Genomic DNA, 12,350 nt, shown 5'->3' on the forward strand with positions numbered 1-12,350 from the left:
TCCCCAAACTTCGGCTCCGGTACGCGGACTCGTGGTGTCGAGTTCTCGAATGACTGCAATTGACGTTATTGTGCCAACTAGCGCGACAGAGGCTTCTGCTCAGATTGTCGTTGACCTTTTTGGAGCTGCGAACGAACTGGTAAAAGGCGCGCCATACGAGATTTCCGTGAGAAAGCTTTCGGCACAACCTGCGGAGGATGCCCGTTACTGGGCCAATCGCACAGTTATTTTTCTCGGGGATATTCATGATCGCTGGCATCTGACTTCGGACGAACGAAATCGAATACATCAGATTCTACGACTCGCAAACAGGTCAGTTTTGATTGGCGGTGCGATCTTTTTGTTATGCGACACCGGATTGCAGGAACGATATTCCGTTGCCATTCACCCCAATTTCGCCGCGGCTGCGGCTGAAGAGCAATTGGTGGAGCGTGTTCCCGGTGCACATTCTGCAACGTCCGGGTCTGTCTGTACTGCCGTTAGCAGTTTTGCTGCCCTGCGGCTGCTACTCGAGTTTGTCGGCGAGGACCACGGCCAATTCACCGCCAGCGCCTTGAGTGACTATCTGGGCTTGAGCGCTGACCCGCGCCAGCAACAAAGCAAGGTCTCGTTGTCGTTGGTGCAACGTGCGCAGGGGGATCGATTGATCGCAGGTTGTCTGGACATTATGCGTCAGCATTTGGAAGAGCCACTGAAGATAGGCGAGTTAGCGGAACAATTGGGCGTCTCCACTCGAAAACTGCAGCGGCGTTTTCTGGATCTGACAGGTTCGGGGCCGCTTACGGCCTATCGCGCCTTGCGAATCGAACGTGCCCGGCAATTGTTGGAGCACACAAGCCTCCCGCTTACAGAAATCGTTGTCGCCACCGGCTTTGGGACATGTTCCAATCTGGCACGCTGGTTTCGCCGGGAATATGGTGAAACACCTCAATCTGTGCGCCGGCGATCATTTCGGGGCAGGCGCGCTTCAAATCACTGATTGGTGTTACCGTGCAACGGTTGATTTTGCGCGGCTCGATATGCCTGAACATAACCGCGAGCGACAGCTCTGACAGCACGACCGATTTTCGCATAAGCCTCGTCCGGAAGATTGGCAAACGATACGCGCGCTGACCAGTTTGGTGCATCAAATCCACCGCCATTCAGCAATACGATAGCGTGATCTTCGGCCAGCTTGAACGCGATATCCAGCGGGTGAACATTCTGCTTGATCCACTGAACTACGTCTTCGCCGACGTACTGACGTAACCAGTACTCGAAGTCGATGATGCCGTAGTAGGCGTCATAGTTATTGCCGAAGGATACATCTATACCGAGCGACTCAGTCAGTAAGTTGAAGCGCCTATGGACGATTTCCATGCAGGCGGCCTGATAAGTCTTTTTGGTATCGACCAGTTCGCAAAGAGAAAACAGGCACATCATCACCTGCTGAGGTAATGACAACCCCGCCGTATGGTTAAGCGCCACATCTCGGCTGTCCGCCACAATACGGTCAATGAAGCGGATTTCTCTCGGATTGAGGCTGAGCGTTCTATAACGTTTGTCCAGTTTTAGTTTCGTTTCTTCCGGCAGCGCAGCCAGTTTTTCGTCCAGGATGTTGTCCTGAGCGACAGCAATCAGGCCCAAGCGCCAGCCGGTACAGCCGAAGTATTTGGAATAGGAGTAAACGCCGATTGTATTGCGGGGCAGGTGCGCGAGAACTGATTGAAAGTCATGAACAAACGTACCGTAAACATCATCTGTCAGGACGATCAGGTCCGGTCGGGTGTTGGTTACCAGATCATCCAGTTTGGCAAGAGTTTTCGAATTCATTGCAACCGAAGATGGGTTGCCTGGGTTGACCAGAAAGAAGGCCTTGATTTTTGGGTCTTTCAGCTTGTCGAGTTCGGCGTCGGAATACTGGAAGCCGTCTTCTTCGCGGGCGGATACGTGAATAGTCACAAGGTTATAGTCTTCAAGCTCCGGCATTTCGAGATAGGGTGTGAAAATCGGCGTTCCCAGAGCAATCGTGTCGCCCGGGTTCAACAGCCGGTTGTTCTTGAGCGCCTTAAAAATATAGCACATTGCGGCCGTGCCGCCTTCGACCGCAAACAAGTCGAACTTTTCGTCTGGGCGGTGGCCGGCGCACATAGACCACATCAGGTATTCATGTGCGACGACGGCGTTATGATGCAATATCCGGTCGGGAACTGGATAGTTGTCACCGATGATCGAATCCGTCAATTCGTGAACAAATGAATCCGGATCGAATCCAAAGGCAGATATTGCATGCGCAACCACCTCTGCCAGTGTGTCCGCGCCCGGCATGCTTGCATTCTCTACCAGCCATTCGCGCAGGCGGTCTGCGCATCCCTGCTGAGCAGGCATGCCGCCAATCCCTGCAGGATCATCCATCACCCGCTTCGCTTCGGTAATTGCGAATTGACCCAAAAGAAAAAAAGCCTCGCGCGGGTGCGTGGCGATCCAGTTAGGATTACCTCGACCTGCGTTCAGGAAGGCATGGCTAGAACGGCGCGAATCCTCGCTGGCCAGTTTTATTAACTCATCCTTGATTTCGAACGGGCTGAGAGCTTCAAAATCGTGCAGATTCAATTGGTCCATTGTTAAATACCTTTTAGAAACGCGCCATCGCGATGACGACGATCATACCGAAAATGGTCAAGAGCGTGTTGCCGATGGCGTAGGGCATACCATAACCCAGTGCAGGGATCCGGCTTTGGGCAGCTTCCTGAATCATGCCCAATGCAGCGGTCGTGGTTCGAACACCAGCACAGGCTCCGAACAGGATCGCCGGATGAAACCTGAAGACATAGTAACCGATATAGACGGAAAAAATCATCGGTACTGATGTAGCAACCACGCCCCAAAGCAAAAGTGCGATGCCTGCCTGACGCAGGCCATCGGCAAAGCCGGGTCCTGCCGAAATTCCCACAACGGCGATGAAAACATTCAGCCCCATGGTGTTCATCAGCCAAAGTGCAGGCGATGGAATGCGCCCGAATGTCGGATGAATAGTGCGCAGCCATCCAAGCAGCAATCCCGCCAACAACGCTCCGCCAGTTGTCGACAGGCTGATGGGCAAACCGTCAAAGACGTAGGTTAGAGTCCCGACCAGACCGCCAAGGAATATCCCCCATCCTACAAAGGCGAGATCCGTTGTTTCCACAGGTCTGTCCGCGTATCCAAGCGCCTTAACCGCAGCCTCCACGTGCCGCTTACTGCCGGTTATTGTCAGGATGTCCCCTCGATGTAACTCTGTCTTGGGCAGAATTGGCAATTCGACCATGTTCCGCGTAATCTTGGTTAGATAGACACCCCGAGCCAACGAGGATTTTCCGAGTGCTTCAAGCTTCTTACCGTGAGCGCGTCGGTTTGTTACCAGAACATCCAGCTTTTCGATCTCGAAGCGCAGCAACTCAGGTACATCTGCTTCCTGCATCGTGTTTTCCAGGTGTTTGACCAATTCAGCGCGGTGACCCGAAAAAACCACAATGTCCCCGGCCTTGAGTTCGGAAGCGGAATCTGCCTCGATAACTTTTCCATCCCTGCGCAAGCGTTCCACAAATATGCGGGTATCGGGCAGCAAGTCGTCCAAGGGCCTGCCTACAAGCGGGCTGCCTTCGGGCATCACGAACGCACGGGCCTCAATCGCGTGATAGGCGAAATGGTCACCCATGTCTTCGCTATCTTCCTGCGCACCGCCCCCCATCTGCTGCTCGTATTCCTTGCAGGCGGCGACAAGGTCGATCTTGAGCAGGCGAGGCCCCAACTTGGCAAGGATCAACGCGGAACCAATGGTTCCATAGATATAGGTCACAGCGTAAGCGATAGGAATCTGGTTGTTGTATTTGGACACATCCTCGCTCGGTAATCCCATTTGAGTGAGTTGTTCGGACGCAACACCAATAGCGGCCGAGATTGTCTGGCTACCTGCGTAGAACCCGGCGGCATAACCGATATCCAGTCCTGCGATTAGTGCTGCCAGAAGTGGAACCAGCAGGCATACGATCAACACGCTTAGGGCAAAAAGGATCTGTCTGAATCCATCGGATTTGAAACCGCGCATGAATTGCGGTCCGACACCATATCCAACCGCAAAAATGAATAGAATGAAGAAGGTCGATTTCAACTCAGGGGCCAACTCGATGCGTGCCTGGCCAATCACAACGGCTGCTAAGAGTGTGGCCGTTACGGTGCCGAGGCTGAAGCCCTTGATGCTTTTTGGACCAATCAGGAACCCGATCCCGATTGACAGAAAAACCGACAACTCAGGATGATCCCGAAGCGTATCCAGAAGCCATTGCATCTTGTTTTCCTCCAAAATTGGAGGCGGTCAGCTTTCCGCCTCCTGTCCTGCTGTCGGCCGGTCCGGCTTGCCATGCACTTTTTCCCGGAACCATTGCGCGATTACGTAGAGAGAGGGGATAATGAAAATTCCGACGAGCGATGCAGCGATCATACCGCCGAAAACCGGCGTCCCGACGCCCCGTCGGGCTAATTCGGAGGCGCCTTCGGCGACGACCAACGGATAGAGGCCCGCAATAAAGGCGAAGCTGGTCATCATGACTGCTCGGAAACGCGCCCTTGCGCCGTCAATGGCAGCCTCGACGATACTCATGCCGTGCTCATAACGCTCCATAGCAAACTCGACGATCAAGATCGCGTTCTTTGCCGCCAAAGCGATCAGAACGACCAGACCGATCTGTGCATATAGGTTGTTTTCCAGCTCAAGCAGCAACAGCGCTCCCATCGCCCCACACATGGCGAAGGTCACCGACAACAGCACTGCTAGTGGGATTGTCCAGCTTTCATAGAGCGCGACGAGGAACAGATAGGCAAACAATACGGCCAGGCCCAAAACAATCTGGGTTTTGCCCGCCGCCTCGATCTGTTGTTGTGCGGTGCCGGTCCATTGATAACTATAACCCTGCGGAAGCGTCTGATTTGCCAGCTGATCCATGGCGGCAATCGCCTCGCCCATCGAATGCCCGGGTGTCGGCCCCCCGGCTATCGTAACCGAGCGGAAGTTGTTATAGCGTACCAAAAATTGTGGCCCCAGGACCAAGTCAGATGTCGCCACAGCTCGGATCGGCACCATATCGCCGTCCTTGTTACGAACGTGGATGCGAGCAATGTCATCTACATGATCACGGAATTGCTGTTCTGCTTGCAGATTGACCTGCCAAGTGCGCCCAAACAGGTTCATGTCATTCACATGATAGCCACCCAGAGTGACCTGCATTGCACGAAATACGGCATCCACGTCCACTCCGAGAGTCTGAAGTTTTTTCCGGTCAAGGTCGAGATGCAGCTGCGGAGTTTGAGCCGAGAATGTTGTATAGACACCGGTCAGGCGCGGGTTTTCGTTGGCGGCGGTGATTAGTCCTTTGGTTGTCGCGCCAAGGTCCAGAACATCGCTGCCTTGTAGATCAAGCAACTGGAACTCGAACCCTGCGCCTGTTCCAAGACCGATGATCGGGGGCAGGTTGAACGGTACAGCAATCCCATCCTCCAGCCCTGCGAACCGGGCACGTACATATCTCAATGATGAACGAACAGATAGCGAAGGGTCGGTTCGTTCTTCGAATGGTTTCATGATGGCAATCGCAAAGCCGCCATTGGATTTGTTCAGCCCGTCGACAAAACTGTATCCTGTTACGGTCATCACGTCCTGTACGCCGGGTGCGCTTTTGAGGATGCTATAAACCTGGTTCATCACCTCGTTCGTGCGATTGACTGAGGCACCTTCAGGCAGAACAACTTCGGTGAAATACGCGCCTTGGTCTTCAACTGGCAGAAAACCGGACGGAGTGATTTTGAACAAAGCCCCGGTACCAAAGATCGCCAAACCGAGAAACAGGATCGCAAGTCCTGCGCGTCGGGCCAGGCGCGTCACGACGAAAGCATACCCATCCCTCGCGTTGTCGATGCGACGGGACAGCCACGCCAACGGACCGCGGCCGGACCCGGAATGGCGTTTCAGCAGCAACGTGCACAAGGCCGGGCTAAGTGTCAGGGCGTTTAGAGCCGAGATCAGCATTGAGAACGAGACCGCGACAGCGAATTGCTGAAACATCGACCCCGTGATGCCCGGAACGAAGGCAACGGGAACAAATACCGAAAGTAATACAAACGTAATGGCGAGGATCGGCGCGGTGATCTGGTTCATCGCTTCACCGGTTGCTTCGGACACCGAAAGATCGGGGCGTTCGGCCATCACCTTTTCAACGTTTTCGATCACGACAATCGCGTCGTCTACAACGATTCCGATCGCCAATACCAGTGCCAGCAAAGACACGGTGTTCAGGCTGAACCCCAGCGCCAGCATGAAGCTAAGCGCACCAATCAGGGATACTGGTACCGCGATCAATGGGATCAGTGCCATTCGGCAACTGCCAAGGAACAGGAATACGACGATGACCACAAGTACAAAGGCTTCGAGAAGTGTTTTGATCACTTCTTCGATGCTGGCTTTGACGAAACTCACCGAACTATACGGTGCGCTCCACTTCACACCTTCGGGAAAGGCATTTGACAAGCTTTTCAGCGCCGCCTCGACCGCTTCAGAGGTGTTCAACGCGTTTGCTCCCGGCGCGAGATAGACGCCGATCATCGCTGTCGGACCCCCATCGAAATGGGCTACCGAATCCTGCGATTGCGCGCCTAGTTGCACGCGCGCGATGTCACCAATCAGGATAAACGATCCATCCGTTTGGGAGCGTACGACTATTTCTTCAAACTCTTCGGCAGACGTTAAACGGCCCTGCGTTTGGATATTGAGCTGAAATACCGGATCATCGGTCATCGGTTGTGCGCCTACACGCCCTACGGCGGCCTGCGTATTCTGCGCCTGTACCGCATTGATCACATCATCGACAGTCAATTGCAGACTCGTCATCTTGTCGACGTCCAGCCAAATGCGCATAGAATAGTTCTGCGCACCAAAGATCACCGCGTCGCCGACCCCGGTTGAACGCTTGATGCTGTCCAGAACGTTGATTGTAGCGAAGTTCGACAAAAATAGAGCATCGTGCTCTGGGTTGTCCGACGTAATCGCGATCACTTCCAGAAGCGCGGTCGATTTTTTCTTGGTGCTGACCCCGGCCCGTGTAACCTCTTCGGGCAAGGACGACAAGGCCAGGCTCACGCGGTTCTGCACGTTGACCGCATTGATGTCGGGGTCGGTGCCCGGCTCAAACGTCACCTGTAGGCTATAGCTTCCATCCGAGCCACTGGTGGACTTCATGTAAAGCATGTCGCTAACGCCCACGACCTGCTCTTCGATGATTTGCGCGACCGTGGCTTCAACCACGTCGGCCCCTGCGCCGGGATAGACCGTCGACACCTGCACTTGTGGCGGCACGATGTCGGGCAACTGTTCAACCGGCAACTGCGTGAGGGAAATCAGACCGGCCAGCGTAATGATAACGGAAATGACGAGGGCGAAGCGCGGCCTGTGAATAAAAAGCTGCGAGATCATCGTCTCAATCCTTGCCGTTGCCCACATCTTCGGATTGAACGACTTCAACCTCGAGACCCGGACGGGCACGTTGAAGCCCCACAGTGATTACCTGATCGCCTGCTTTCAAGCCCTTGGAAATCACCGCGCTGGTACCGGTGACGCGGTCGAGTTCTACGTTTTGCCGAACTACTTTGTTGTCGCTTCCGACCGTCAGAACAAAATACCCGGATTGGTCCTTTTGCAGCGCCGTAGCGGGAATTACGAGTGACTTTTCTTGGGAATGATCCACAACAGTCACAAGCACCAATTGGTTGTCGATCAACTGCCCGTCGGGATTCGGAAACTCCGCCCGGATCATAACGGTATCTGTGCCGGTTTGGACCTGTGTGTCGACGACTTTGATTTTACCGGTTTCCTTGAAAACGTCCCCACTTGCCAACGTGACTTTCACCGTCAAAGGTCGCGTATTGTTTTCTTGGGCGCGTTGTTTTCTGAAATCGATCAGCGCGGCTTCAGAGACAGGAAACTCGACATAAATAGGATCAATACTGGACAGCGACACCAACGTTCCACTTTCGGGTGCAACATAGGCGCCAACCGAAATGTCCGTCAGGCCGACGCGGCCGTCAAATGGAGCTGTGATCTTGGTGTAAGAAAAGTTGAGTTGTGCCGCCTGCAAGCTGCCCTTTAGTTGTAGTAGCTGTCCATCCACCTTGCCTTGGTCCGCTTGGGCCTTTTGTACGATGTTTTCGGCCACGTCTCCTTTGTCGAGCAGTTTTTGCTGCCGGTCCAGTTCAATATCAGCCAGCGTTTTCTCCGCCTCGGCTGATTTTATCTGGCCTTGAATTTGCGTGATCTGGGCCTGGTATTCGTCCGGTTCAATTTGAACCAGAACCTCTCCTTTGGCGACCCTGCTGCCATCCTTAAAGTCTATCGATTGAATGAATCCAGGTACCCGTGAGATGAGGTTGACATGGTTAATGGCCTGCACACGACCGGTAAACGACTTTGTGCTGGCGACCGCTTCCAATACGGCCTGGGTTACCGTCACTTTCGGCGTAACTTCAGTCTGCGTCTGCGTTTGTGCCAAAGCGATCGTGGCTGCAGCGGCAGAGTAGAGGAGACCTGTGAATGTTCGTCGGATCAGTCGCATCGTCACCATCTTTTGCCAAAAAGGATCAGAAAATCAGTGAATTGCTGAACGATATACAACGAAGACATTTTGTCTAGGAAAAGCTGAGCTGGTTTCAGGCAGACTGGCGCACCTAGCGGCTGATGCTGGCTCTTCGCGTTGTCGGCATTCCAACACCTGCAGGATGTCGCTGCCTTATCGCCCAGTTTCCAGGAAGAGTATGAACCGAGCTTCAACGTGGATGAAGTAATCTTCAAGCTCCATTGCTTTAAAGACAAGAGGGTCTTGTTTGCCATTCGTTTCCGCAAATTTTCTGGCTGCTATGGCGAGATCTTCCATCTTGCCACACAGTCCAATAAGTTGCCTGAGTGCTGCGATGTTCGACGCGCCAGACAAAAGCACACTATCCAGGTTTTCAGCAATATCTTGCTTGGCTCCTGACAGGGTTCGCATGATTTGTGCCAACTCGGGGCTCGTTGCTCCGTCAGCACCCCGAGTCGTTGTCGAAACGACTTTCAATTTGTCCAACAAGTTACTGTTTGGCATCAAGCGCTTACTTAGATCTAAAAAGAACCGGCGCCCTAGGCGCCGGAAGTCCGTCAGGGAGAACCTGAATGCAAACCTGCGTCTATATTGCGTGTTTGTCTGTGAACTTGATCACTCATCATTCTTAATTGTCTAACTGATCAGGTTTGAACGGCCGTGAATGGCATGAAGAAATGCTTATCGGCATTCAGACGGTAAACCGATGCGTCGAAGCAACGCTCAGACCCGCATGAGTTTTTGGAATCGAAAACGAGCGCGCAAATGCCAGAAACGGCTTACGCGCGTCAATTTCTGCAAGCTTCGTTGTGCGGAATTTGCTTGAAAGTTCGAAAACGTTTTATCTGGCCCCGGTATAGATTGGGCCGTCATCTTCCATTTGAAAAAGCGATCTTGCAGACGCGATCGCGCTTTTGATGCTGTCGCGAAAGTACTCAGCGCGCTTGCATTGAGCATCAGCAAGAATTTCGCGAATTTCGGCTTCGGACGGGCTGTTGTAGTCAAATTCACTCATGGGTGTGCCTGTTTCTGTCGCTCGGCCTGTTGGCCGCATGCTCGTGTGCATAGATCTTTTGCTGCGTGGTGATAATGGATATTCCGGGAAATCCGGTATGAAGTTAACGCATGGCTGTTGGGCTGAGTTGGCAAGCGATGGATGGGCACTAGACCAATTGCTGCGACAGAACAAAGGTGCAGCATTCATCGGTCAGTTCCTTAAAACGCGTTCTCTCTCTCTGATAAAGGTAGACATGGCGTTTTTCGGCCAGGTCCGAAATGGGCCGAAAAGCGATGGTTTCTGGAACAAATCGCGCGACTGTTTCCGGAAGCACGGTTACCCATTTCCCTGTTCGAACCATGGTGATCAGTGAATGGGTGTTCTGAATGGTGACGTCCGCCGTTTCAACGACATCTAAAAATCGTGGTGTTTGGATAAGTTCGCACAAAGCGTTTCGAATGAATCCTGCGGCGATGACATCGTAGATTGTGGGCACTTCGGCCCGAGTAATCAGTGGGTGGTTCGACGCGCAGACAAGCCCGAAGCGGTCCTGGAATAGCGGTGTGGCCCGAACCCCGTTGAGTGGGTGATGGCCTGAGGCGATGCCAATATCTGCCTTGCCCTCAGTCAACGCATCCAGAACTTGTTGAGTATCGGTGTCCCGCAGCTCGATTTTGAGGCCGGGGAACAGATGGGTCATATGATCAAGAACCGAAGGGAACAGCAGCGCGGCCACTGAGGGCACCGAAACTATGCGGATCAATCCGTGAACGGCGCCCGCAGCGGCCTCGATATTTTGCACCGCCTGATCGAATTGACGCACTTGTTTCAAAGCCAAATCAAAAACCTGCTCTCCCAATGGCGACAATTGGTTCTTTCTTTCACCTTCGAACAGGCGCTTGCCGAGGTGATCCTCCAACTGTTTCAGTGTCATCGAGACAGCGGATTGGGTTCTACCCAAACGATCCGCCGCCTCGACCAAATTTCCGGTTTGCGCGACCGTGCAGAAACAGCGCAGCATTTCGATTTTGAGCGACATTCTTCAAATATTCTGAAGTTTGTTAAAGTTAATTGAGTTTGACTGATATCCGGTCGTAAGTCCACACTGTTCCAAATCTGACTTTTTGAGAATTTGAGGCATGACGTGACCAAGCTGAACTTGATTGCCGGCGAATGGCTGGCAGGCGAAAGCGAAATTGACAACCGCAACCCTTCGGATCTGAGCGATTTGGTTGGCATGTTCGCGCAGGCCAGCAACGATCAGCTTGAAGCAACACTAGATCAGGCGCGCGTCGCGCAGACCGAATGGGCCGCCTATGGACTGGAGCGCAAACAGGCCGTCCTGAACGCCATAGGCAACGAGTTGATGGCCCAAGCCGAAGAGCTGGGTACATTGCTGAGCCGCGAAGAAGGCAAGCCGCTGGCCGAAGGCAAGGGCGAGGTTTACCGCGCCGGTCAGTTCTTTACGTATTACGCCGCCGAGTGTCTGCGCCAGATCGGTGAAAACGCCGATTCCGTGCGCCCCGATATCGAAGTGGATGTGCGCCGCGAAGCTGTTGGCGTAGTTGCGATCATCAGCCCGTGGAACTTCCCCACTGCAACCGCCTCGTGGAAGATTGCCCCGGCGCTGTGTTATGGCAACGCGGTGGTGTGGAAACCCGCCAACATCACCCCCGCCTCGGCCGTGGCCTTGACTGAAATCATCGAACGGCAGGATATTCCGAAAGGTCTGTTCAGCCTTGTGATGGGCTCGGGCCGTTCAGTCGGGCAACGTCTGGTGGAAAGCCCCAAGGTCAATGCGATTTCCTTCACCGGGTCGGTGCCGGTGGGCAAAGGCATCGCCGCCGCAGCAATCCAGAACCTGACCAAAGTGCAGATGGAAATGGGATCCAAAAACGCGCTGGCTGTGATGGACGACGCCGATCTGGATCTGGCGGTGACGCTGGCACTGGGTGGGGCCTTTGGCGGCACTGGTCAGAAATGCACCGCCTCGTCACGTCTGGTTGTTCACGCGGGCATCCACGATGCCTTTGTCGAAAAGCTGGTCGCTGGTGCAAAGGCGATGAAGGTGGGTCACGCGCTGGAAGCAGGCGTGCAGATGGGCCCCGTCGTCAGCCAGCAGCAGCTGAACGAAAACCTCGCCTATGTCGACCTGGGCAAATCCGAAGGGGCCGAGCTGGCCTGTGGCGGTCAGCGCCTGGAGATGCCTCATGACGGGTTCTACATGTCGCCGGGCGTGTTCCTGAACACCACCAACGACATGCGCATCAACCGCGAAGAGATGTTTGCGCCCCTGACATCCGTCATCAAGGTCAGCAGCTATGACGAAGGGCTGAGTGTGGTCAACGACACCAATTTCGGCCTGACCTCGGGCATCGTGACCAAATCGCTGGCCCGCGCCACTCATTTCCGTCGCAACGCGCGCACCGGCGTTGTGACGGTCAACCTGCCCACCGCTGGCACCGATTACCACGTGCCTTTCGGTGGCCGGGGCGACAGCTCGTACGGTCCGCGCGAACAGGGCAAGGCTGCGGCGGAGTTCTACACCACTGTCAAAACCGCCTATGTCAGCGCAGGCCCTGTCTGATGCGGATCGATGGCCTGCAATATGCCAACTGGTCAGAAAAGATCTTCCGCCAGCTACGCGAAGGCGGCGTGGACGCGATCCACGTTACCATCTCCTATCATGAGAATTTCCGCGAAACGGTTTTGAATTT

9 protein-coding genes and 2 pseudogenes are annotated in these 12,350 nt (G+C 54.1%); 3 read left to right on the plus strand and 8 right to left on the minus strand.

Features of this window, described 5'->3' with window-relative positions; translation table 11 throughout:
• Positions 1–49: 49 nt before the first annotated feature.
• Positions 50–979, plus strand: coding sequence for a GlxA family transcriptional regulator (locus AC2FNB_RS13160; RefSeq protein ID WP_480751641.1), 930 nt, complete (start codon positions 50–52; stop codon positions 977–979).
• Here AC2FNB_RS13160 and AC2FNB_RS13165 read toward each other — a convergent pair.
• From AC2FNB_RS13165 to AC2FNB_RS13200, 8 genes and pseudogenes are all read right to left on the minus strand, one after another.
• A complete protein-coding gene (locus tag AC2FNB_RS13165) occupies positions 973–2,601 on the minus strand; it encodes a bifunctional aspartate transaminase/aspartate 4-decarboxylase (protein ID WP_496747010.1) in 1,629 nt (542 codons plus the stop codon). The genes AC2FNB_RS13160 and AC2FNB_RS13165 overlap by 7 nt on opposite strands.
• Before the next feature lie 13 nt (positions 2,602–2,614).
• Positions 2,615–4,306 carry an aspartate-alanine antiporter gene (aspT, locus tag AC2FNB_RS13170; protein WP_496747012.1) on the minus strand — a complete coding sequence of 564 codons (1,692 nt, stop codon included), beginning with the start codon at positions 4,304–4,306 and terminating at the stop codon, positions 2,615–2,617.
• 27 nt (positions 4,307–4,333) lie between these two features.
• The gene (locus AC2FNB_RS13175) at positions 4,334–7,480 is read right to left on the minus strand and encodes an efflux RND transporter permease subunit (RefSeq protein WP_496747016.1); all 3,147 of its coding nucleotides are present in this window, start codon (positions 7,478–7,480) and stop codon (positions 4,334–4,336) included.
• 4 nt (positions 7,481–7,484) lie between these two features.
• Positions 7,485–8,615, minus strand: a complete 1,131-nt coding sequence (locus AC2FNB_RS13180) for an efflux RND transporter periplasmic adaptor subunit (protein WP_480751647.1) — start codon at positions 8,613–8,615, stop codon at positions 7,485–7,487.
• Positions 8,616–8,789: 174 nt separating this feature from the next.
• Positions 8,790–9,059, minus strand: a complete 270-nt coding sequence (locus AC2FNB_RS13185) for a hypothetical protein (RefSeq protein ID WP_480751649.1) — start codon at positions 9,057–9,059, stop codon at positions 8,790–8,792.
• Positions 9,060–9,477: 418 nt separating this feature from the next.
• Entirely contained in the window at positions 9,478–9,651 is a 174-nt protein-coding gene (locus AC2FNB_RS13190) for a hypothetical protein (RefSeq protein ID WP_496747019.1), read from the minus strand.
• Positions 9,652–9,799: 148 nt separating this feature from the next.
• Positions 9,800–10,369 (minus strand): LysR substrate-binding domain-containing protein, encoded by a 570-nt coding sequence (locus tag AC2FNB_RS13195; protein WP_496747024.1) that lies wholly within the window; start codon positions 10,367–10,369, stop codon positions 9,800–9,802.
• A 174-nt stretch (positions 10,370–10,543) separates the two neighbouring features.
• Positions 10,544–10,672 (minus strand): annotated as a pseudogene (locus AC2FNB_RS13200) (LysR family transcriptional regulator); the annotation flags it as partial.
• Positions 10,673–10,777: 105 nt separating this feature from the next.
• On the opposite strand from AC2FNB_RS13200, the gene AC2FNB_RS13205 reads away from it, so the two are divergent.
• Both AC2FNB_RS13205 and AC2FNB_RS13210 read left to right on the plus strand, forming a co-directional pair.
• Positions 10,778–12,220: an aldehyde dehydrogenase family protein gene (locus tag AC2FNB_RS13205; RefSeq protein WP_496747022.1), complete on the plus strand. Its 1,443-nt coding sequence runs from the start codon at positions 10,778–10,780 to the stop codon at positions 12,218–12,220.
• A pseudogene (locus AC2FNB_RS13210) lies at positions 12,220–12,350 on the plus strand (membrane dipeptidase); the annotation flags it as partial. The gene AC2FNB_RS13205 and the pseudogene AC2FNB_RS13210, both read left to right, overlap by 1 nt.

Source organism: Ruegeria sp. BHSB058 (assembly GCF_059613285.1).